15 protein-coding genes and 1 tRNA gene are annotated in these 23,612 nt (G+C 57.0%); 9 read left to right on the top strand and 7 right to left on the bottom strand.

Translation table 11 applies throughout. The features are described 5' to 3' along the window. Positions 1 to 230: 230 nt before the first annotated feature. Together ACP15V_RS15185 and ACP15V_RS15180 are read right to left on the bottom strand one after the other, a co-directional pair. Positions 231 to 935, bottom strand: coding sequence for an amidohydrolase family protein (locus tag ACP15V_RS15185; RefSeq protein WP_424944582.1), 705 nt, complete (start codon positions 933 to 935; stop codon positions 231 to 233). Positions 936 to 1,071: 136 nt separating this feature from the next. Further along, a tRNA-Arg gene (locus tag ACP15V_RS15180) sits at positions 1,072 to 1,148 on the bottom strand. 316 nt (positions 1,149 to 1,464) lie between these two features. Here ACP15V_RS15180 and ACP15V_RS15175 point away from each other — a divergent pair. From ACP15V_RS15175 to ACP15V_RS15160, 4 genes are all read left to right on the top strand, one after another. Continuing rightward, complete coding sequence (locus ACP15V_RS15175) at positions 1,465 to 4,164, top strand: Ig-like domain-containing protein (protein WP_424944564.1); 2,700 nt, start codon at positions 1,465 to 1,467, stop codon at positions 4,162 to 4,164. A 149-nt stretch (positions 4,165 to 4,313) separates the two neighbouring features. Next, complete coding sequence (locus tag ACP15V_RS15170; protein WP_424944563.1) at positions 4,314 to 5,567, top strand: TolC family protein; 1,254 nt, start codon at positions 4,314 to 4,316, stop codon at positions 5,565 to 5,567. Further along, positions 5,564 to 8,017, top strand: coding sequence for an ATP-binding cassette domain-containing protein (locus ACP15V_RS15165; RefSeq protein WP_424944562.1), 2,454 nt, complete (start codon positions 5,564 to 5,566; stop codon positions 8,015 to 8,017). The genes ACP15V_RS15170 and ACP15V_RS15165 overlap by 4 nt, the downstream gene beginning before the upstream one ends. Next, complete coding sequence (locus ACP15V_RS15160) at positions 8,017 to 9,186, top strand: HlyD family efflux transporter periplasmic adaptor subunit (RefSeq protein ID WP_424944561.1); 1,170 nt, start codon at positions 8,017 to 8,019, stop codon at positions 9,184 to 9,186. The genes ACP15V_RS15165 and ACP15V_RS15160 overlap by 1 nt, the downstream gene beginning before the upstream one ends. Positions 9,187 to 9,301: 115 nt before the next feature. Here the strand turns inward: ACP15V_RS15160 and ACP15V_RS15155 are convergent, their stop codons facing one another. Both ACP15V_RS15155 and ACP15V_RS15150 read right to left on the bottom strand, forming a co-directional pair. Continuing rightward, positions 9,302 to 10,390 (bottom strand): CaiB/BaiF CoA transferase family protein, encoded by a 1,089-nt coding sequence (locus ACP15V_RS15155; RefSeq protein ID WP_424944560.1) that lies wholly within the window; start codon positions 10,388 to 10,390, stop codon positions 9,302 to 9,304. A gap of 351 nt (positions 10,391 to 10,741) precedes the next feature. Continuing rightward, positions 10,742 to 11,899: an acyl-CoA dehydrogenase family protein gene (locus ACP15V_RS15150; protein WP_424944559.1), complete on the bottom strand. Its 1,158-nt coding sequence runs from the start codon at positions 11,897 to 11,899 to the stop codon at positions 10,742 to 10,744. Positions 11,900 to 12,184: 285 nt separating this feature from the next. Here ACP15V_RS15150 and ACP15V_RS15145 point away from each other — a divergent pair, with 285 nt between their 5' ends. Beyond that, a complete protein-coding gene (locus tag ACP15V_RS15145; RefSeq protein WP_424944581.1) occupies positions 12,185 to 14,239 on the top strand; it encodes a YjbH domain-containing protein in 2,055 nt (684 codons plus the stop codon). Beyond that, positions 14,236 to 14,976 carry a YjbF family lipoprotein gene (locus ACP15V_RS15140; RefSeq protein ID WP_424944558.1) on the top strand — a complete coding sequence of 247 codons (741 nt, stop codon included), beginning with the start codon at positions 14,236 to 14,238 and terminating at the stop codon, positions 14,974 to 14,976. The genes ACP15V_RS15145 and ACP15V_RS15140 overlap by 4 nt, the downstream gene beginning before the upstream one ends. A 192-nt stretch (positions 14,977 to 15,168) precedes the next feature. Here the strand turns inward: ACP15V_RS15140 and ACP15V_RS15135 are convergent, their stop codons facing one another. Both ACP15V_RS15135 and ACP15V_RS15130 read right to left on the bottom strand, forming a co-directional pair. Next, a complete protein-coding gene (locus tag ACP15V_RS15135) occupies positions 15,169 to 15,387 on the bottom strand; it encodes a hypothetical protein (RefSeq protein ID WP_424944557.1) in 219 nt (72 codons plus the stop codon). A 173-nt stretch (positions 15,388 to 15,560) separates the two neighbouring features. Further along, positions 15,561 to 16,172 (bottom strand): CAP domain-containing protein, encoded by a 612-nt coding sequence (locus tag ACP15V_RS15130; RefSeq protein ID WP_424944556.1) that lies wholly within the window; start codon positions 16,170 to 16,172, stop codon positions 15,561 to 15,563. Positions 16,173 to 16,334: 162 nt separating this feature from the next. Between ACP15V_RS15130 and ACP15V_RS15125 the strand changes: the two genes are divergently transcribed. Beyond that, complete coding sequence (locus ACP15V_RS15125; RefSeq protein WP_424944555.1) at positions 16,335 to 17,663, top strand: UDP-glucose dehydrogenase family protein; 1,329 nt, start codon at positions 16,335 to 16,337, stop codon at positions 17,661 to 17,663. Then, on the top strand, positions 17,660 to 18,364 hold the full coding sequence (locus ACP15V_RS15120) for a sugar transferase (RefSeq protein ID WP_424944580.1): 705 nt from the start codon (positions 17,660 to 17,662) through the stop codon (positions 18,362 to 18,364). Before ACP15V_RS15125 ends, ACP15V_RS15120 begins: the two co-directional genes overlap by 4 nt. An 18-nt stretch (positions 18,365 to 18,382) precedes the next feature. Here the strand turns inward: ACP15V_RS15120 and ACP15V_RS15115 are convergent, their stop codons facing one another. Continuing rightward, complete coding sequence (locus tag ACP15V_RS15115) at positions 18,383 to 22,270, bottom strand: hypothetical protein (RefSeq protein ID WP_424944554.1); 3,888 nt, start codon at positions 22,268 to 22,270, stop codon at positions 18,383 to 18,385. A gap of 232 nt (positions 22,271 to 22,502) precedes the next feature. On the opposite strand from ACP15V_RS15115, the gene ACP15V_RS15110 reads away from it, so the two are divergent. Then, positions 22,503 to 23,564 carry a hypothetical protein gene (locus tag ACP15V_RS15110; protein WP_424944553.1) on the top strand — a complete coding sequence of 354 codons (1,062 nt, stop codon included), beginning with the start codon at positions 22,503 to 22,505 and terminating at the stop codon, positions 23,562 to 23,564. The last annotated feature ends 48 nt before the right edge of the window (positions 23,565 to 23,612 follow it).

The raw sequence follows: 23,612 nt of genomic DNA, 5'->3' as shown, positions 1-23,612 counted from the left end.
TCAAAGGCGTTCGATCAGGATGCACCTGTGGCAAAACATGGGCAGAATACGGGATATGTGTGGGGTGATGCATAGATTTGGCATTTGCGACACAAAGCTTTTACATCACATTCAAGCGGCGTGAGGAACGCTATTTCACTCGGCAGCAAAGAAAGCCCGGAAAGGGCACAAACTCACCAATGCTGCAGTCCGACGGAATGTACCTTTCTGGGTTTGGCTGTCGTAAAAATCTACCCCGACCGAGCAACACCACCGCTCGCCTCATCGCCACCAAACGTGATCGTCCCATCGCAGATGGTCAGCGCGATGGGCAAATTTCTCAGTTCGTTCGGTACGCAGGTTGCAATGTTTCCGTCGAGCATGACCAAATCTGCCGCGAGCCCGGTCCGGAGGCATCCGTGGTGATGTTCTTGGAATGCCATCCAGGCATTCACAGCGGTGTAGCTGTCTATGGTGTCCATCAGAGTTTGGCTCTGATCTGGCCAGTTTGCCCCCAGATCAATGGGGGCCACCGCAGATTGGATGTTGGTCATAACGTCCACGGGCACAACCGGCCAATCGGTCGAGAAGGCCAAAGGGATGCCCCGGTCGCGCAGTGTTTGCCATGCATAAGCGCGCGCATACTCGTCATCGTAAAGAACGGTGTTCGGCAAAGGCGCCTCGAAGAAACCTGCAAAAGCCGCGTGGCGGGGTTGCATCGAGGCGACGACATCCAGCGCCTTCATTCGGTCAATATCCGCCTCGGAAATGACCTCAATATGTTCGATCCGGTGACGCGCGTCGCGTTTGCCGTTGTGCTTGCGGGCATATTCATATCCGTCCAACACCCGGCTGACCGCCAGATCCCCCACGGCGTGCACGCTGATCTGCAACCCCATCGCGTCCGCGATACGACAAGCTTCGTTAAAGTGGTCGGGGTCAGCTGACCTGCAAATCAGCCCTGATTTTCCGAAAGGGAAGTCAGGTAAAGCGAAGCCAAAGGCGGTGCGAAGTGGTTTTCAGGGATGCAAAAAAGGAGAGGTTCTGTCGCAAATGGAAGAACTATGTGTCGCCTGACAACAATATGGAAAATGGCGCTCTGGGGAGGATTCGAACCCCCGACCCCTTGATTCGTAGTCAAGTACTCTATCCAGCTGAGCTACCAGAGCGCGGTGAGGGGGATTTACTGAGTCTCACCCAGGGGTGCAAGGGCGAAAATGAAAAATCTCGTTTTTTCCGTCTTTTTCGATGGCGTGGGGTAATTTCCTATCTGACGGGCATGCGGTGGGCGAGTGTCTGAAAGCGGGGGTAAATCGAAGGTTGCGGCGTTAGTGTTTTTTTACAACATTTGTGTGCGACATCGACATTTTGTGTTTAGTATCGGCATTGCGACTAGGAATTATGGCAAAATTGCGGTAATTCGGTTCACAGAGCAACTAACGGCCATAAAAAAATCAGGCCGACATATTGAGGTAGGCGGTAGCTATGCAGGCGATCAACTTTATCGTCCGTGACCATACTGGTTTTGTCCAGCATGGGTCACTTATTGAATCTGGAATCTCTGACACGCTCGTATTGGGCGATGATGGTGCGGTTTCGCTGAACCTGCGCCGGTCAGATGTACGTGAATATCTGCGCGCAGGCGAGAATCTCGAACTCTATCTGGCGGATGGCCGCAAGATTGTTCTGGAAGGATTTTTTGCCGAAAACGGCGTTCAGGAAAACCGCCTTTATCTGAACGAAGACGGGACGCTGATCGAAGCGTCGCCTGATGCTTATGGGCATGTCACATTCACCGAGGCGACCACCTGGGGAAAATGGAGCCATCTTGATGCTCTGGTCTTCCCGGAAAGCCCGATTGTGGCGGATGCGGCTGTGGCGGCCGAAGGCGAGGAAGTGACCCAGGCGCTGGGTCTTGGTCTGCTTGGGGCCGGTGGTGGCGCGGCCGCCGGGATCATCCCGGCAGCAGGTGCCGTGGCTGCGGGTGGCGCGCTGCTTGGTGGCGGCGGCGGTGATGACACCGCAACAGGCGGCGAAGGTGACGATGACGGTGGTGATGGCAATGGTGGCGGCACGGGCGGCACCAGCGGCGCAACCGTCGACAATCCTGACACGCCGGTATCGGTGGGTGGCCCTGATGACCAGTCGATCACAATCACCGGGACCGGGACACCCGGAGCGTCCGTGGAGGTCACCATCGGTGACAAGGTGCAGACCACCACGGTGGGCGATGATGGCACTTGGAAAGTGACCTTCGATGGGGACAACTTCCCGGGTGACGGCAATTATGAAGTTTCGGTCAGCGTGACCGATGAAGACGGCACCGTCCATACGCCGGATGCGCCCAGCGTGACCATCGACACCACACCGCCGGAAATCGACGTAACCGGTGGGGCGAAGTCAAACGGCGTGACCGTGAATGCATCAGATCACGCCGACGGGGTTGATATTTCTGGCACCGGCGAGCCGGGCGCTTCGATTGAGGTCGAGATCAACGGCCACACCCACAGCACCACCGTTGCCGGCAATGGCAGCTGGTCGGTGACCTTTGCCTCGGGCGAGATTGCAACCGGTGACTATGAAACCGCGATCAAGATCACCTCGAGTGACAGTTTCGGCAACAGCAGCACAATCACCGAAACGCTGGATGTGGATACGGTTGTCAATCTGAGCCTCAACGCCAATGCCAAGCTGGCGGACAATATGGCGACCTCGGTTGTCGATGATCATGTTCTGACCCATCAGGAACTGAGCGGCCCGGATGGCGGGCTGACCCTGACCGGGGTGTCCGAACCCGGATCGACCGTTTCGGTCAAGCTGGGCAATGTGACCCGGTCCGCCGTTGTGGACGGGGACGGAAACTGGAGCGTGGATTTCAGCGCCGCTCAGATCCCGAGCGGTCGCTATGAAACCACTATGACCATCACGTCGACCGATGTTCACGGCAATACGACCTCGATGGATCAGGCGATCCTGGTGGATACCTTTGTTGGTGATCTGGCGCTGGTGACCCCGGTGGCGGGCGATGATGTGATCAATGCGGCTGATATGGCGGGCAATGTGCTGATTTCCGGGCAGGTCGAAGCTGGCTCCACCGTGACCGTCGTCGTCGCGGGGGTGAGCAAAACCATCACCACCGATCCAGCTGGGGATGGCAGTTGGAGCGTGACCTACAACGCCGCAGACCTGCCCTCCGGCACCAGCAACCAAACCGTACAGGTCAGTGCAACCGACATGTATGGAAATACCCATTCCCTGCCGGCCCATGCCATCCGCATCGACACCGAAGTGACCGATATGGATGTCACCGGGGCTGAACTGACCGCGGGCGGCGACGCCGTGGCGCTGGGCGGTTCGGAAACCGTTAATGCGGCGGATATGTCTGGCGGCATGACCTTCACCGGCACCACCGAACGCGGGTCCACGGTCTGGGTGTCCCTGGATGCCACCAGCAACACAGACCCGGGCGCAACCTGGGTACAGGCCAGCGTTGATCCGGTCACCGGCGAATGGGAGGTCGATTTCGACCAGGCCCAGCTTCCGGCGGGTGAGGGCACTGCAACCATCACCGTGCGGGCGCAGGATCAGGTGGGCAATGTCGGCTATACCTCTGACAGTTTCGCCTATGACACCGTGGCCCCCGACGCCCCGGATGCCAATTTTGTGCAAAGCAATATCGACGGCACGTTCAGTGTGTTCCGTGATGATGCTGGCAATGTGGTAGAGATGCTGAATTCTGACGGATCCGTTGGCGATCTGCCCTCGGGCTTCAACCTTGATCAGTTCTATCTGGATGGCGGGCTGCCGGACGGATCGCGCCTCGTTGTGACCGAGGAAGATGCGGCGGGCAACGCCACATCGACCCTCTTCGTGACCGATACTGGCGGGGCCGCACTGGACCTGTCGGCATCAGGGTTGAGCGACTACAATATCGAAGCCATCGACCTTCTGTCCATTCTCGAAGACAACACCATCTCGATCTCCGAGGCCGAACTGCTGGCCCTGTCCGACAGCTCGAACGAGCTGACGATCCATGGTGGCGCCGGTGACACCGTGAACATTGATGGCACAGCCACCCCAGGCGCAACGGTGCAGATCGACGGCGAAGATTATACCACCTATGCGGTCGGCACCGATGGTGGCACGCTTTACATCCACGAAGACGTGCATGTGAACGTGATCTGATACGAGTGACATAAGTGACGCAAGGCCGCGGCACCAAACGACCGCGGCCTGCATATAACAAACAAAGACGAGGCAGAGCTTTGGTCTTAGGGCGGGACATAAAACGCATCCCCCTGCTGGTCGCATTGGTGGCTGGCCTGTCGGGCTGCATGAGCAATCTTGGTGGACCTCTCGGGAAATCCGACATGTCGGGTGGCGCGGATGTGACACGCGCCACGCCGCGCAACCTGTCGCTGGCACAAGGCGCGGATCCTTCAGAAATCATCACGCGGCTGCAAACACGCCAGACGGTTCTGGCACCGGGGTCGACTTATGACGCGGTGGCGGCATCGGTGCTGCGCGCCTCGGCCCGACCTGCGGAAAGTGAACTTCGCGCCGCGAAATTGCGCGCCCGTGCGGCTGACAAGAACTGGCTGCCCACGCTGGGCCCGCAGGTGTCGCTCTCCAGCATGGGGGAGCTGGTGGCCAGCCTTGTGGTGGATCAGGTGATCTTCGACAATGGCCGCAAAAAAGCCGAACGTGAATTTGCCCGCGCAGATGTGGAAGCGGCCGCCGTGAACCTGTCGATCGACATGAATGACCGGGTGTCCACCGCGCTGGAGCTGTATCTGAAAGCCCAGGAAGCGCAGGAAAAAGCCCATGCCGCTGACCGGGCGCTGGGCGCGATGCGCGAATTTGACCGGATCATGACCGCCCGTGTGCAGGGGGGGGTGTCGGATATTTCCGATCAAAACGTGATCCGCGCGAAATTGTCGGAACTGCAATCGACCTATGAAAGCGAAGTGCTGAACGCCCAGACCGCGATGGCGGAACTGAAGGCCATGTCGGCAGATGACATTTCATCGCTGTCCGGAACCCCCTCTTTGGCGGCGAGTCCGGACGGGCTGAAACCGCTGACCGTGCTGCTGGCCGAAGCCGAGCTGGACCGCGATGTGGCGCAGGCCAAGATCGACCGCGCCGGGCTGTTGCCCGGGCTTGGCGCCACGGCCAACATTGGCAAAGACAGCAGCGCCGGGCTGGTCATGACCTCGGATCAGGGCTTTGGCTTTGGCACGATGGACAATCTGGCCGCCGTAAAAGCCGCCCGCGAAGGGGCCGAACGGCGTATCCTGCAGGCGCAGGAAGACAGCAATCGCCGCCAGGCCGCGCTGGAACAAAAGCTTCTGTCACAACGCGCCCGCGCCACGCAGGCCGCCGATATTGCCGGGCAGGCCCGTGCCAATACCGATCTTTTCAAACGGCAGTTCAAGGCCGGTCGCCGCACCGTGATGGATGTGGTCGGTGTGGTCGAAAACCTTGCCCGGCTTGAGGCCGAAAACGTCGCGATCCGCTATGACATCGCGCGCACCGAAGTGGAAATTGCCCGCGAATACGGCGCTTTGATCGACGGGAACGCGATATGAGCGACGACGGGCAGACGCCAAACGCGTCCAGCACAAAAGCGATGCCCACCACCATCGCAGGGCCAAAGGCGCGCCGCGTGATCCAACCCTCTGCGAATGAAAACCCGCAGCCGACCTTAGGGCGCCACGGGCCCAAACCGCGCCGCAAGGTGATGCAGGTGGCGACGCCAAAGCCACAGGCAAAACTTTCACCCACACTCAATGCGCCCACAGGCAAAGGCCCGAAAGCGCGGGTCAGGATCGGCAAGCCCGCAAAACCTGATCGAGCCAAACCGGCGGCGGCGCCCGTGCTGCAATCTGTGACACCCGCCGCACCTGCGACGGAAATCCCGTCGCCGGAAAAACGCATGAAAGCGCGCGCGGATCTGGCTTCGGTCTATGCCGGGCTTTTGGGCCGCGACGCGGTTGCCCATGACCTGACGGATACAATGCAATCCGCGCTGGCGGGCGGGGCGGAAGATGCCAGCCTGCCGATGTTGTCGGTGGCGCTCTCCTCGCTTGGGTTGGAAACCGAAGAGGTAACGGGCCAACCCTGCGCGCCTTCGTCCTGGCCCGCGCTCGCGCTGATGAAAAACGGGCAGGTGGTGTTGGTCCTGTCACAAGACGGGGCGCATCTGCGCGTCTATGAATCCGGGGCCAATGGGGCGAGCATCGAGGTGGACCAGGCCGAGTTCGCGCCAGTTTTCACTGGAACCGTGCTGCGCGCCGAGGTGCCGATTGACGATCTGGCCACCCGCCATGCGCCCGCCCGGCTGAAAGACCACTGGTTCTGGGGCGAGTTGCCGAAGTTCAAACGCTACTTTGCCGATGTGGCCTTGGGATCCTTCGTGGCGAATATGCTGGCCGTCGCGGTCGCACTGTTTTCCTTGCAGGTCTACGACCGGGTGATCCCGCACCAATCCACCGCCACGCTTTGGGTGCTGGCGGCGGGCGCGTTTGTCGCCATCGGGCTGGAGGCTGCTATCAAGGCGGCACGCGCACGTTTGATGGACGGGGCAGGGCGCGCAATTGAGATGAACGTGCAGCGCCTGTTGATGGATCGCATCCTTGGAATGCGCTCTGACAAACGGCCCAATTCGCCGTCAGGCCTGTTTGCCGCCATGCGTGATTTTGGATCGGTGCGCGAGTTTTTCACCGCGTCATCCGTGGGCACTCTGACCGACATTCCCTTTATTTTCCTGTTCCTCGCGTTGGTTGCGTCGATCGCAGGCAACGTGGTCTGGGTGTTGATCGCGGGCGGGATCCTGATGGTGCTGCCCGGCTTTTTCCTGCAAAAACGGATGATTGCGATCTCGCAGGAAACGCAGGGTGCGTCGGTCAAAGCCTCGCGCCTGTTGCATGAAGCGATTTACGAACAGGACACGATCAAGACCCAGCGCGGTGAAGACCGGGTGCGCCGTCTGTGGACCGAGTTGAACATGCTGTCTGCGGTGAAGAACAGCGAGCAGCGCAAACTCTCGGCATGGCTGACCTTCTGGTCGCAAGGCTTGCAGCAAATAACCTATGTTTCCGCCGTAATTCTAGGGACTTACATGGTGTTCGCGGGCGAGTTCACCGTGGGCTCGATCATCGCCGTTGGCATCCTGTCAGGCCGCACCCTCGCACCGCTGACACAATTGTCCGGCACGCTGGCGCGCTGGTCCAATGTGAAATCTTCGCTCGATGCGCTGGATGCGATTGCCGGATCTGAACAGGATGACGCGGAGGGGCGCACCTATCTGCGTCGCGACCAGTTCAACGGCGCGTTTGAAATCCGCGAACTGCGCTTTGCCTATGACGAACACACGCCGGGCATTGACGTGCCCGGGCTGGCGATTGAGCCGGGGCAGAAAGTGGCCGTGTTGGGCGCCAACGGGTCGGGCAAATCCACCTTCCTCAAGGTGCTCGCAGGGCTATACGCCCCCACCGCCGGGCGGTTGATGATTGATGGCGTCGACATGGCACAGATCGCGCCCAAAGACCTGCGTCGCTCCATCGGCTATCTGGGGCAGGATGTGCGCCTGTTTGCGGGCACTCTGCGCGACAACCTCAACCTGTCGATGTTGGAACGCGAGGATGAGCGCCTGTTGCAAGCCCTTGATTTTGCGGGGCTTGGACCGTTCGTGCGCGGCCATGCCAAGGGGCTGGATCTAGAGATTCGCGACATGGGCGAAGGGCTGTCCATCGGGCAACGCCAGTCGATCGGCTGGGCACGGATCTGGTTGCAGGATCCCAAAGTGGTGCTGCTGGATGAACCCACGGCTGCGCTGGATCAGACCCTGGAACGCACTTTGGTCAGCCGGTTGGAAAGCTGGCTTGAGGGGCGCACGGCGATCATCGCCACGCACCGGATGCCGATCATGGCGCTGACCGGCCGGACGCTGATCTTCCAAAACGGTCGTCTGACCGTCGATGGTCCGCGCGATCAGGTCCTGGCGCATCTGAAATCTGCGGCACAGGAGTCTGCGTGATGGCGTCACTTGAAGCCCAGTTTGAACAGGATCTGAAAGGCCCGTCCTTAGTGATCTGGCTGTCGGCGGCGGCGGTTCTGGCCTTTGTTTTTTGGGCCGCCTTTGCTTGGGTGGACGAGATTGTGCGCGGTCAGGGCACGGTCATTTCATCCTCGCGTCCGCAGATCATTCAGAACCTCGAAGGCGGTATCCTCGCGGAATTGCTGGTAAAAGAAGGGGACGTGGTTGAGCCGGGAGACGTGTTGGCGCGGCTTTACGGAACGGAGTTTCAGACCTCGGTTGATGATCTGCTGGACCAGATCGCCGCTTTGGAAATCCGGCGTTTGCGCTTGGAAGCAGAGCTTGCCGGGCAGTTTGACGTGACCATCCCCGAGGCGTTGGCGCGCCGCACGCCAGAGATCGTGGCCTCGGAACGCTCCCTGCTGTCGGCCCGTCAAAGTGATTATGTCAGTCGCCGGGAAGGGGCGGGCAAAGTGCTGGAGGAAGCGAACCGGGAACTGAAGGTCATGGAAGACCTCTATCGCGATAATATCGTTGCCCTGATTGAAGTTACCAAGGTTCGTAAAGCGCAAAGCGACGCCGAAAATCGCTATAACGAAGTGTTGACCCAGACCGAATTGGACCGTGCGCAAGAGTATTCGGATACCCTCAAGGAACTGGCCACACTGAAACAAAACCTGAAGCTTTCACAAGACCAGCTGGATCGCACCGTGCTGACCAGCCCGATGCGTGGCATTGTGAACAATATGGGCGTGACCACCATTGGCGGCGTGGTGCGCCCGGGTGAAGAGATTTTCCAGATCATCCCGCTGGATGAAGACGTGTTTGTCGAGGCACATATCAAGCCCGAAGACATCGCCAATGTGAAGCGCGGGCAAGAGGCGACCGTCAAGCTATCTGCTTATGATTACACGATTTATGGCAGTTTGAAGGGGCAGGTCGATTTCATTTCCGCCGACACGTTCCAGGATGAACGCGACCCCAATGCGCAGCCGCATTACCGGGTGTCGGTGCGGCTGGATATGTCGGAGCTGACAGATCGGCAAAAGCATATCGAGATGCGTCCGGGGATGCTCGGCCAGGTCGAACTGCACACCGGCGAAAAGACCATCCTGCAATATCTGATGAAGCCGCTTTACAAATCGCGCGAAGCGTTCCGCGAGCCGTAGCGCGGGACGGCCCACGGCAAAACTTTAAAGAATTTAACGCTCCCAAAAGGCAAAGGTTAAACTTTTGCACGGGCGCAGACCCAAAACTTTAAAGTTTTCAAACCGCGTTTGCGGGTTAGCCCTGCCAGCGCGCAAGCACATCTTGCACCAACTGAGGGACCTTCTCCTCGCCCGCCGTAGCCCCCCCGGGCGTACCGGTCAGCTGGGGCGCGGAACCCGGTTGAACCACGTCTGAAATCTGAGTAAACGCCCCGCGCGCCTGATTGTGCGGATGGTCAGCAGCCTCTGCCATCGACAGGACGGGCGCGGCACAGGCATCGGTGCCGTCCAAAAGCGCGGCCCAGTCATCGCGGGTCTTTTCCAGGAATTTGGCCGCAAATGCTGCGCGTAATTTTGGCCAACCGGACACGTCCATTTGTGCCGGCAGATCGGCATCCGCCAATCCGATCCGCTCCAGCAATTCGGCATAAAACTTTGCTTCCAACGCACCGACCGAGATATGCCCGCCACAGGCGCATTCATACACCGTGTAAAATGGCGCGCCGCCATCCAGAAGGTTCTGTTCGCGCGCATCCACCCACAATCCGGACCCGTATAACGAATAGGTCATCGCCATCAGATGCGCTGTGCCATCGGTGATTGCACAATCCACGACCTGTCCCTTGCCGGTTGCCTTCGCTGCATGAAGCGCGGCCAGCATGCCCGCCACCAGATACATCGCCCCGCCGCCGAAATCGCCCAACAGGTTCAGGGGCGGCACCGGATGATCGCCACCGATTGCGTGCAGCGCGCCGGTGATCGAGATGTAGTTGATGTCATGCCCCGCCGCATGGGCCAGCGGGCCCGTCTGCCCCCAACCGGTCATGCGCCCATAGACCAGCGCGGGATTTTCGGGGAAATCCTCGGGCCCCAGCCCCAACCGCTCCATCACCCCGGGGCGCATCCCTTCGATCAACATGTCGGCCGCGCGGATCAGGGCCCGCGCCTGCTCGCGATCTTTGTCATTCTTCAAATCCAGCGCGACAAAGCCGCGCCCGCGATTGAGCACATCCACTTTCTGCGGGATCAACGGTTTCAGGTTGGGCCGCTCAATGCGCACCACGTCCGCCCCCATATCCGCCAGCCACATGGCGGCGAAAGGCGTGGGGCCAAGCCCCTGAATTTCCACCACCTTCACGCCTGCCAAAGGCCCTGTACCCGCCATGATCCCATCCCTCGTGTTGTTTCGGGGCAGGGGCGTTGCCCCTCTGTGCCTTCGGCCCATTCACCCCAGGATATTTCCCGACCAAAGATAGCGCGAAATTGGCGTATGTGGGGCGCGATCAAAGCAACCGACGCTACGTCACGTCAGTCTTTCGAAGGTGTGTCCCTGCCATCTTTGGTCCGTAAGTATCCCGGGGTGAGCCTCAAAGAGGCGAGGGGCAGAGCCCCTTACCCGCGACGCGCAGCGGCGCAAACTGACCCGCGGCGCGCAGCGGCGCAAACTGAAAAGTCTCACAAGGTGAGCCGGGCCCAAGTCCGGCGACCGAAGGGAGCAAGGACGCGGGAGCACCGCCTACACGTCAAGCGAGCGGGCGATCAGTTCCTTCATGATCTCGTTGGTGCCACCATAGATCATCTGCACGCGCGCGTCGGCATAGAGCCGAGCAATGGGGTATTCCATCATATAGCCATACCCGCCAAACAGCTGCAGACATTCATGCATCACCTCGTTCTGCACTTCACTGCCCCAGTATTTCGCCATCGACGCCGTGGGGGCGTCCAATGTGCCGTCGATCAGGCGGCCCACGCAATCATTTACAAATGACCGGAGCACCTCGGCCTTGGTTTTGCATTCCGCCAATTTGAAGCGGGTGTTCTGGAAATCCATCACGCGCTGGCCAAAGGCCTTGCGCTCTTGTGTGTAGGCCACGGTCTGTTCAATGGCGTAATCAATTGCACCCAGCGCCTGGATGGCAATCAGAAGCCGTTCCCAGGGCAGTTGTTTCATCAGCTGATAGAAGCCTTGCCCCTCTTCGGCGCCCAGCAGGTTGGTCAGCGGCACCTTCACGTCTTCGTAAAACAGTTCCGACGTATCATTGCCCTTCATGCCCAGCTTCTTCAGGTTCTTGCCGCGCGAAAACCCGTCGCATTTGTCCGGTTCCACCACGATCAGCGACACGCCTTTCGATCCGGCGTTGGGGTCGGTTTTGGCAACCGTGATGATCAGGTCGGCGGCCTGGCCGTTGGTGATGAAGATCTTGGAACCGTTGATTTTATACTGGTTTCCGTCTTTCTCGGCGCGGGTTTTCACCGCCTGCAGGTCCGATCCGGTGCCGGGTTCGGTCATGGCAATCGCACCGACAATCTCGCCCGAAGCCAGCCCGGGCAGCCAGCGCTGTTTCTGTTCTTCGGTGCCATAGGCCGTGATGTAATGCACCACGATCGACTGGATGCCATACCCCCAGCCGCAATCGCCGGTGCGGGTCTGTTCATAGATGGTGATGCTTTCAAATCCCATGTCGCCGCCCGCGCCGCCATATTCTTCGGGGATGGCACCCCCCATGATGCCAGCGGCACCTGCGGTATTCCAGAAGGCGCGCTCGACAATGCCCTGATCCACCCAGCGGTCGATATTGGGGGCCAGTTCATCGGCAAAGAAACGGTTGGCCATGTCGGCATACATGCGGTGTTCATCGCTGGCCCAGGCGGTTGTTGGGGTGATGAGGGACATTTTGTTCTCCGGCGTCGTTGTCCCACCAGCCTAGCGTAGGCGTGTCACGAAGGGCTTTGATAACGTGGCGTTACAATTCATGGGTGGACGCGAGGGAAAGCCACCACCGCAACATGTGCAATTGGGCGACATTTGGCAGAGAATTCGCATTTTCAACGCTTTGGGGGTGCGCAACTGCCCCTGATCCGGTAAGGAGGGGGAAGAAAAAAATGGATATGGATTGGGTGTATGCGGGGGCGTATTTCAACTTCCTTGGCAATCGGCGCGGTCAGCGCCTGTCTGCCTTTGACGGCTGCAGCTGAAATTTCAACTGTTACAACGTCTTACAACATCTCGGGCATGCCCGGTCTGGTGGATATGCCCACTGCAGAAGTGGCGCCGGACAGCGAGTTTGTGCTGAGCTATGGACACTATGGGGCGCACGCCCGTGGTGCGTTGACCTTTCAGGCGACACCAAGGATCACCGCAAGCTTCCGGTACACAAAGATCGCTGATTTTGGTGGTCCGGTTGGGGCTTATGATTATTTTGACCGCAGTTTTGACGTGCGGTTCCGTTTGCTGAACGAAAGCAAATATCTGCCAGCGGTTTCTGTTGGGTTGAACGATTTTATCGGTACGGGTGTTTATTCTTCGGAATATGTGGTGGCGACGAAGTCCTTTCTCGACAACCGCCTACGGGTGACCGGTGGTCTTGGTTGGGGGCGTTTGGGGCGCCGGGATCCGGTCGCTTCGCTGTTTGGGGACCGTCCGAGCCTGGATTTCGGTCGTGGCGGTACGCTTAGCTCGGGGCAGTGGTTCAAAGGTGATTTTGCGCCTTTCGGTGGGATTTCCTATCAGGTGAACGACAAGCTGTTGTTCAAGGCTGAGTATTCTTCGGATACCTATACGCGGGAAAACCGGCTTGGGGTGATCAATGAGAAGTCCCCGTTCAATTTCATGGTGGATTACAAGATTTCACCGATCTTCAACCTGGGTCTGTTCTATCTGCATGGGGACACCTTTGGTGCGCAGGTGAACATTCAGGTTAACCCGCGTCGCCCCTCGGCCCGATCTGGCAACGAAGCTGCGCCTCTGCCGGTGCGTCCGCGCGGGGCAAGCGGCTGGTCAGATGAATGGATCAGTGATCCCAGCAACAAAACCGACCTTCAGGCCATTTTGGCCAAGCACCTGAGGAAAGACGGGCAGGAGCTTCAGGCCATGTCTCTGACCAGCCGTGAGGTTGAGTTGCGCCTGATCAACAACCGGTATTCCTCTGAAGCGCAGGCGGTGGGCCGTGCCGCCCGTTTGCTGACACGCGTCATGCCGGCATCGGTGGAAAACTTCCGTATCACACTGGTAGAAAATGGGATTCCCCTGTCAACCGTGGCGATAAAGAGATCTGACGTTGAACGTCTGGAACATGCCCCTGCACCCGAGATTTTTGCGCGTGCAGACATCGAAGACAGTCGTCGCGGAGATGCCAATATGGTGACAACTCCCGATGTCTATCCCCGATTCACCTGGGCGTTGGCGCCTTATGTCGAGCTGAGCCTGTTTGATCCTGACTCCCCCGTTCGCGCCGCCGGAGGTTTGAGGTTGTCAGGCCGGTATGAAATCACGCCAAATCTGATCCTGTCAGGGGCTTTGACCAAAAGGCTGTTGGGCGGCCTTGGCGATCCGGATGCGAAATTGTCAGAGGGCAATGAAAGCCTGGCACCGGTGCGCACCAATGCGCCGTTTTATTCGCGAGAGGGGGATCCGGCGATCCGTAACCTGACGGCCGCTTGGTATACTCGGCCCGCCCCAAACCTTTATGGGCGCGTGACGGCGGGCTATCTGGAACGGATGTTCGGCGGTGTTTCGGGGGAACTTCTGTGGAAACCCGTGGATAGCCGCCTGGCGTTGGGGGCCGAGGTGAACTGGGTCAAACAACGTGATTTCAACCAGCTGTTTGGTTTTCAGGACTACAGCACCGTCACAGGCCATGTGTCCGCCTATTATGAATGGGATTACGGGTTCACCACCCGGGTTCATGCCGGGAAGTATCTGGCTGGCGACTGGGGCGCAACGTTTGAGATCGACCGTGAGTTTGAAAACGGCTGGAGTGTCGGAGCCTATGCCACGGTGACAAATGTGTCAGCCGACGAATTTGGCGAGGGGTCATTTGACAAGGGCATCCGTTTCAACATTCCGTTGGAATGGGCCTTGGGCACCCCGACGAAAAACGAAACCTTTACCAAGATCCGCTCGCTTGCGCGTGACGGTGGGGTGCGTCTTGATGTGGACGGACGCCTGTATGACTGGGTGGAAGAAGGCCACGGCCACGCGTTGGCAGGCCAATGGGGCAAGTTCTGGCGATGACCTATAAACGTGAACGGGCATTTCGCGGTGGTTTCGTCGCGGCAGCGATCTGCGCAGGATTGGTTCTGTCTGGCTGCGGCAATGATAAAAGCGAAACAGAACTTCCCAAGCTTTGGGGCAGTCTCATTAAGGATATCGGATCTGGTGTGGCCGAGAAAGTTGGGGCGCGCAAGGGCGGCAAATCTGGCTCTGCCACTGGTGCCCCGGCGGATCCCAACGCCGCTGTGACCGCGTCTCTTGCTGCAACTTCGGGGCCGATTGCTCTGATCGTGAATGAAAAGACCAAGGGCGTCTCTGCGATGACCCCTATCCAAACCAATGGTGATTATGTCACCTGGCAGGCCGCGAACAAACAATCCCTGGTGCTGCGCAAAGGCGTGCTGACCTCAACGCGCGGGCTGGGTGAGGATCTGATGGCCTCAAAGCCGGGTCGGGCAACATCGGCCATTCTGGGCAAGCAGAAGGCCGCGTATCGGCGCAGCTATTTTCATCTGAGCGGTTTGGCGGAAACAACCGAGTTGGTGGTGGATTGTAAGGTGAAGCCGCTGCAGGAAGACACTGTTTCCGTTGGCGAGATTAACGAGGTGGCGACGGTGATGTCAGAAACCTGTCGCCATTCCGGGTCGTCCCTGAGGATCAAAAACCTTTATTGGGTCGGGAAAGGTGGTCGCATCCTGAAGTCACGCCAATGGGTAAATAGTCCCGTTGGATATTTGGTGGTGCAGCCGCTGCGTTGACCACCCCGCCTTCAGAGGGCAAAAAGATTGTATCTTTGATCAAAGAAAGGCCGCCCAACGGGCGGTTTTTTTGTGCCAATCCCTCGGCTTCTGCTTGGCAGAGACGCATGGCCGGAAACGCAATAAAAAACGGCAAGCCCGAAGGCCTGCCGTTTTAAACGTTCTGAGTTCCTGAAATCAGGAAGGATCAGATCAATCTTCCGGGGTCGTGGTGGTGTCGTCTGCGATGATGGCGATCAGGCCACCCAGCAGTGCAACGCCCAGCAGAGCGCCGGTGGTGCCGTTCAGCGACGAAGCTGCTTCTTCAACAACAACCAGCTCGGGCTCAACGATCGGGGTTTCCAGGGTGCCAGCAACCAGAGGGGTGGCGGCGATCAGGCCAGCTGCGGCCAGAGCGATCACTTTTTTCATGTGTTTTACTCCATAAGTTAAATTAAGGGCCGCGCCTGCAGGACGAGCCTTCGAAGTGTTTTTCGCACAATGGGTCGATTTTTGAAAGTCTGATTTTTGGATTCTGCACCCGCGAACCAGAAGAATCGCGCCCTGTGGCAGTAAAGCCATAATCATGTGCGTTTGTCATGGGATTAACCCGCAAAAAGCTGTGTCATATAGATTTTTCCACAGCGTGCAGCCCTCAAATCGATTCCCGATCCGTTGCCAACCATGTTGATTTTGCGCAACAGTAGGTTTTTTCGGTGCTTGGAAGAGGACATGAAATAGCCGACCGCCATCTTGGCAATCGAGGCATAGCTGTGCCGCGGAACCGGGGATCCGTCCATATAAACGATTCGGCAATTGCGGATATCCACGTCACGCGTCATCACCCCGTCAACGCGATAAACGTGGAATACGCCGATGTTTTCTGCCCCCGTGCGAAACCGCACGCCAGAGCCTTTCAGGCGTCCTGTCAGTGTGGTGCGACCGCGATGGGTCAGCTTGCGGGCCTTGGCCATCCATTTGCTATGCGCGTCTGCCTGTTTTGTCATTCCACTGGTGGATTGCAGCGCGCTGCGCCCGTGTTTGCAACGCGCGTAATTGACCTCTGCCAAGACCGCGGCATTCAGAAGGGATCGGTTGATATTCTTGGCGGGGAGCGGGGCATTGACCCCGGCAACCGATTGCAGTCGGCACCCGGCCTCGGCGGCCGCTCCGGATCCAAGCGCAAGAGCCGCTGCAAGAAAAGTGGCTTTCAGCATGACGCACCTATTTCCTAATTTTTCATCCCGATCAAGCAAACATGCAAATCGGGCGATCCTATGGCGGAAACTTGCGGAAAACCCGCTTTTCATTGACAGTTGGCAACGGATGACGCATCCACGCTGACATAATAATATAGACCTCAGAAGAGGGCAGTGCTTATGAAAATTGCTATGATCGGAACGGGTTATGTGGGCCTGGTTTCGGGTGTTTGTTTTTCGGATTTTGGGCATGAGGTGGTCTGCGTCGACAAGGATCCGGGTAAGATCGAGATGTTGAACCGGGGGGAGGTGCCGATTTACGAGCCTGGCCTGGACGAACTGATGGCCAAGAATGTTGCCGCTGGCCGGCTGAGCTTCTCGTTGGATCTGGCAGATGCGGTGCGAAATTCCGATGCAGTGTTTATCGCTGTCGGTACGCCCACGCGGCGTGGGGACGGCCACGCGGATCTGACCTATGTCTTTGACGCGGCAGAAGAAATCGCCGCCGCGATTGAGGGTTACACAGTGGTGGTCACCAAATCCACCGTGCCACTGGGCACCAATCGCAAAGTGAAACAGATCATTCACAAAGCGCGGCCAGATCTGGAATTTGACGTGGCCTCGAACCCCGAGTTTTTGCGCGAAGGGGCCGCGATTGACGATTTCATGCGCCCTGATCGCGTGGTGGTCGGTGTGCAGACCGAGGCCGCCAGTGAGGTGATGGATGAAATCTATCGTCCGCTCTTCCTGCGTGATTTCCCGATTGTCACCACCGATCTGGAAAGCGCCGAGATGATCAAATACGCGGCCAACGCGTTCCTTGCCACCAAGATCACCTTTGTAAACGAGATCGCCGCCCTGTGTGAACGGGTGGGGGCCGATGTGAAACAGGTGTCTAAGGGGATCGGGCTGGATGGTCGGATCGGCAATAAGTTCCTGCATGCGGGCCCCGGCTATGGCGGTAGCTGTTTTCCAAAGGATACCAAAGCTTTGGCGCGGATCGGGCAAGAACATGGCCTGCCGATGCAGATCACCGAGACCGTGATTTCGGTGAACGAGGAAATGAAGCGCCGGATGATCGACAAGATCATGGATATCTGCGGTGGCAGCGTGAATGGAAAAACGGTGGCGGTGTTTGGTGTGACCTTCAAACCCAACACCGATGACATGCGCGACGCCCCTGCCTTGACCATCGTGCCTGCGCTGGTGGGCGGCGGGGCCAAAGTGCGTGTGGTGGATCCGCAAGGTCGCCATGAGGGCGAGGCGCTGTTGCCGGGGGCGCATTGGGCCGAAGACGCTTATAAGGCGGCGCAGAACGCCGATGCGATTGTGATCCTGACCGAATGGAACGAATTTCGCGCGCTGGACCTGAAACGTCTGGCAAAGCGCATGTCTACCCCTCGACTGGCGGATTTGCGCAATATATACGCTGCTAAAGATGCAAAACGGGCGGGATTCGAGGCGTATACTTCGGTCGGCCGAACTGGATTTGGGTTTGACGGGGCCTGAGAGCCCTGAGCCCGCGAGGGATTAGGAGCGGACAGCTGACCGCGAAACGCATATTTGACCTGGCTTTGGCCTGTGCCCTGTCTGTGGTGGTCGCTCCGCTGCTGGTGGGTCTATATGCCGTGGTCATCTATAAAGATGGACATCCGTTCCTGTATCGCTCGATCCGTATGAAATCGGTGCGGCGCAAATTTCGCCTGCTGAAAATCCGCACCATGACGGTTGTGCATGAGCGCGACAACAAAGGGGTGACCGGCGGGCATAAATCGTCACGGATCACTTCGATGGGGCGGTTTTTGCGCAAGACCCGCTTGGATGAGATGCCACAGATCATTAATGTCTTGCGTGGCGATATCAGTTTTGTCGGCCCACGCCCGCCCGAGCCGCGGTATGTGCGCAATTGCAGGGACATCTACGAGCAGGTTTTGAAGGATACCCCTGGCATCACCGGCCTGGCTTCTGTGGTGTTTCACCGGCACGAGGAATGGATATTGGCCCAATGCCATAGCCCGGAAGAAACCGAGGCCGCCTATATCCGCCGATCCGTGCCCCGCAAGGCACGCATCGATCTGATCTATCATAAGCATAAATCCCTGCGCATGGATTTGTATGTGTTTTACCTGACAGCTGCGATGTTCATGCCCTTACCCGGCCGCCGTGCACAGAGGATTTACCGGCGGATGCGCGGTCAGCTGTTGAAGTAGCATGTGGTTCTACACAAGTTAAATAATAGTGATGCTATGCATAAGCAGGGTTGGATCTGCTACATCTTCGATAGATAGAGTGTGGCCATTGCTGAAGTTAATCAAAGTACTCCCGCCTACAACGTTTGCCAATGCCATGACATCTGCAGAGGTTTTACTTGGACCGAGCAGCAAGTTGGCATCAATTATCAATTCATCGGTTGTGGGATCGAAGTCCGAGATCACATCCGCGCCGGAGTTAAATACAAAATCATCCGCGCCTTCACCTCCCGACAAGAGGTCATTTCCGTTTCCTCCGTTGAGTATATCATCCCCGGCTTCGCCATAGAGTCTGTCGTTACTGGACCCACCATAGATGTAATCATTGCCATCACCGCCGAACAGTCGGTCTGTACCACCGTGGCCTTTGATCGTATCTGCACCCGCCTCGCCATAGATGTAATTCATGCCGTCGTGCCCATCCACGCGGTCATCAAAGGCACTGCCCCTTGCATGTTCGATGCTCTTGAAACTGTCGCCTGCAGCGGCCTGAGAGGCCGTGTTCCGAAGCAGAGACACGTTCACAGCGCCGGTTTCCTCGGAGTAATCCACCAAGTCATAACCAGATCCGCCGCTGAAGTAATCGCCATGTGCTCCGCCCATCAGTGTATCATTGCCGCCGCCGCCGAACAGCCGGTCATACCCCTCATCGCCATACAAAAGGTCATTGCCGCTGTCGCCGTACAATATGTCATTGCCGATCTCGCCATAGATCTTGTCGTTGCTGGACCCGCCATGAAGGGAGTCATGTCCGTTGCCGCCGAACAGCCGATCGGTACCACCATGGCCCATGATCTTATCATTTCCGTCCCGACCGAAAATGTAATTCATCCCGTTGTGGCCTTCGATCTTGTCGCCGTGGCCAGTGCCTTTGGCATTTTCGATGCTGTAGAAACGATCACCTGCAGCGGCTTGGGAAGAGCTGTTTTTAAGCAGCGATAGAGTCACCGCGCTTTGCTCAACAGAGTAATCCACCATGTCATAGCCGGTCCCGCCATACAAATAATCGCTATGTTTCCCACCGACTAAAGTGTCATTGCCGCCGTCACCGTAAATCTTGTCGTTGCTGGACCCGCCATGAATATAATCGTTGCCGTTGCCGCCGAACAGGCGATCAGTGCCACCATGCCCCTTGATCCTGTCATTTCCATCGCGGCCATAGATGTAGTTCATGCCATCATGGCCATCTATCCTGTCATCAAAACCCGTGCCTTTGATGTTTTCGATGCTGCTGAAACTGTCACCGATCGCGTTCTGAGAAGTTGAATTCCTGAGCAGGGACAATGTCACTGACCCGGTTTCTTCGGAATAGTCCACTAAGTCATAGCCGGACCCACCACTGAGATAGTCGCCATGAGCTCCGCCGACCAAAGTGTCGTTCCCGGTTCCGCCAAACAGGCGGTCATAACCGTAGTCGCCAAAGAGCAGGTCATTGCCACTATCGGCATAAAGCTTGTCATTGCCGACCTCGCCATAGAGCTTGTCGTTGCTGGACCCGCCATAAATGGAATCGTGGCCGTTGCCGCCGAACAGGCGATCAGTGCCACCATGCCCCTTGATCCTGTCATTTCCATCGCGGCCATAGATGTAGTTCATGCCATCATGGCCATCTATCCTGTCATCAAAACCCGTGCCTTTGATGTTTTCGATGCTAAAATAGCTGTCGCCAGCTGCAGCTTGTGCAGAATGGTTGATCAGAAGTGAAAGTGTCACGGCTCCGAGTTCGCCGGTATAGTCCACCAGATCGTATCCGGTGCCGCCATTCAGGATATCCTCTCCACCCAGACCGATAAGTGTATCATTCCCTGCCGCCCCCCGAAGGTGGTTGGCCTTCGCATTGCCTTCAAGTCTGTCGCCTTGGTTGCTGCCCTGCAAATCTTCGATACTGATTAACACATCCGCGGCTGCAGCCCCGGCTAGCGTACCAGTTAGTAGGGAGATGGATACGGAATGCACCTCCTCTAAATAACTAGCCATATCTGACCCAGTACCTCCATCCAAAGTATCGGCTCCAGATCCCCCCTGTAGCGTATCGTTGCCAGCCTCGCCTTGTAAATAATTTGCAGCACTGTTCCCAACGAAGCTGTCGTTATCGGCAGTACCGATAATGTGTTCGATGGAATTCAACTCGTCTCCTTTGGCGCTTCCGTTAGTAGTACCGTTTGATAGGTCGACATAGGCGGCGCCAATCATTCCGACGTAAGAGGCCGTATCCATGCCCTCCCCGCCATTCAAAACATCTGCTCCGGCAGAGCCGTATAATGTGTCATTCCCTCCATATCCGTTCAGCGTGTCGTCTCCAAACCCGCCGGAAAGCAGTTCTGAAGCGCTGGAGCCATTGATGGTTTGAGGGATGTATTCCAGGCTTAGGGGCGGACGGGTAATTGCGATGACTTTGTGGGTTGGGAAATGTGAGGCATTTAGTGGGTTTCCGTTGTGGGAATAAACGTCGATCTGTTCGTCCCGAAAGTGCAACGTTGCACCGAAAGATGTCGAATTGATTGTGATCTGTGCTGTGCTGTACAACATGCGAAATTGCGACAGATCCAAGCGATCTTCATTGGGGTTGAAATCGCGGATGATATCTCTGGTCCCATCCGCAACCAGGATGAATGTATCTTGTCCGCTGCCTCCGCGCAGATTGTCTAATCCTTCGCCATCTTGCAAAATGTCGTTGCCGCCTTGACCGTTCAGCCAGTCGTTTCCAGCACCACCGGTCATGACATCACCCCGGCCGTCATGACCAGTAAGGACGTCGGCCCCGCTGCCCCCTGAGATAGCGCCGTTTAAAGTGCCAGGGGTGACTGTAAGATGGGTGATGCCGGGTTCAGTTGCGCTGGTGGCGAAGACATGGATCTTGTCCCCCACATATTCGGCGCTCAGGCTTGAGATGTTGCGCAGAGTGGTTTGGTGACTGTCGGCAATCACGCTGTGGTGCAACAGTTTTCCATCCGGCATCAACTGCAAGAGGGAAATACCTCCATCCGCACCGGCCGCAGCGACAAAAACTCGGTCGTCTACGGTGACAGCCGCAAGTTCCGATACTTTGTGAAACCGTGTTGTGAGGTCGTCCAGCACGTGATCTATGATTTGCAAAGAGCCATCTGACTGCACTTGGAAAACGGTCAGTGAAGAGTTCCCAGCAGCGGCAACGATAGCATAGGTTTTGCCAGCAATACTTACCAACTCGAATTGGGTTGGGTTGGACAGGGGGATGAAATGGTTGGCGCTTAGATCTCCAACCTGTTCAGGTTTGCCGCTTGCATCCAAAACAAAGGTTTTGATGGCATGTTCCTGGTGCGAGATCGTGACTAGAACGTCGTTACCACCTATCTTGGCAGACTTGATTTCAACCACATCGGATTGGTTTGGAATGGTGGCTGTGCTGAGACTGTTTTGTAATGAGATGTTTTGCAATGATTGGGCGTTGAAGTGATCAAAGCCTGTTTCCCCGGCTGCGGCGCCGTAGAGATGGGTGCTGGACCCAATCTGCAAGCTGCATAGGGCACTAAGCTTTCCGTCGACTGTCAAATTGTTTGGTCCGGACAGTGTGCCGAATTGTGAGAATTCGTATCCCTTGACGGACGGGGCCCACTGCCCAAACGGTACCAGGTATTTCTGCGATCCCATGCAGATCAGTTGTAGCTTAGCTTCCCCCCCTGGGAAATCGCCGGGTTGAAAGCTGCGCTCATTGACTAGGGTCAACGCGTTTGAATTGACTCGAAAGACCGAAAGACCACCATCTGCACTGGTGGTGCTGATCAGATAGGCAGTAGAATTCTGCCACACAACTTGTGTGTCCATGATCCCAGCAACGTGATTGTACCCACCGCCGCTGAGTTTCCCTACTACGGAAAACCCCAACATGGTTCACCCCAATTTCCCAAATACCCACGCAATTTCTTGCCAGATCAGGATTGGGGGAGAGTGTTAAATGTGGCTTGCCCAAATGTGACAAAAGCTGGGCACTGGCAACGCATTTTACGAGATTTCGAACAGAGTGTTGCTGCTGATGACGTTCGCCATAGAGTTCTGTCAAGATCACTGTGGTGCTGCCAGCATTTGTCTGCAATATAGGCGTGGCCAGAAATATTGAGGTTTGAGCTTGCTGGAATTCGAAACAGATGGGGTGGTTGTCAACTGCAATCAGGGGGCTGGGTATTTCAGCATTATCAAGCTGGGGCATGACATTCATATTTTTGGCCGCCGTGCAAAAAATTACAGCAATACAAACCATTTAATCGGGGCTTTCGATAAAGGCTTTGAGGTCAAGGCGTCGGTTCTGGCGAATAGCAGCGCCTGCCACAATTTTTCGGCATTCACCAGTAATGAGGGAACCCCATTTGCTTTGGGGGGACAAAACACGGTGGCGGATCGACCTCATTCCGCTGGGCTGTATCTTTTTCGAACCAGTGACGCCAGTACCTTTGATCGTGGCCAACTGGTTGTGGATGGCAATCATCCGGGAATTGTCAACGCCCGCGAGATTTGGGGTATGTTGGGCGACATAGACGGACCACCATCTTGCTTTTATTGTAGTGGCAACCAGCAGTATTATGTTTTTCTAAGAGCAAACCCAAAGCGAGGAGAGCGCCGAATACAGTTTGCAGCGGGGCGGAACCTTAAAAAGTTGGGTGGGTTTCAGATGCTGGATGAAAGATATATCCGTCTTGAGGAAGACGACTTCTTTTATGGGCCGTGCTTTCAATACATCGATGGTGTGTTTCTGGGATTGCTGCCCGTGGTTAACCCCCGCTATACCGCGTTGCGCTTGGTTGCGTCGTATAACGGACGGGATTGGGTGCCTTGTCAGGACTTCTTCCCTAAGAAGCCGTGGTTCAATGAAGCTGGGGATCCAAAACCTTGTGATTTTCCTGCCCAGGGTTTCTTGGTTGAAGAGGATGTTGTCCGATTTGGCATTCATCACAATTTTCTGAGGGGGGAGAGTGATGGGCCAACCTACTTGTCCTTTAAAACTCTAAGCCGAGAGAAATTGATCAACCTTTGCAAAGAAAAATTGCAAGCTTATCGCTGGCGCATATTGCGCCGAGCTATCGGACGCAATATCGCGGATGTCTTTTGGCTTAGGATGCCGGAAGTGTTCAGGTTGTGGCACCCCAAATCTTCCGAGGGACTAATAAAGCGAAGCCGCCAAGGTTAAGCGGCTTCCTGACCGTCACAGAACTTGCCGATAGATGGTCGATGGCTG

The sequence above is a fragment of the Aliiroseovarius crassostreae genome, from assembly GCF_049803815.1.
GTDB lineage: Bacteria > Pseudomonadota > Alphaproteobacteria > Rhodobacterales > Rhodobacteraceae > Aliiroseovarius > Aliiroseovarius crassostreae_A.
The sequence above is the reverse complement of the archived record's forward strand: the minus strand, read 5'-3'. Positions and strand labels throughout refer to the sequence as shown.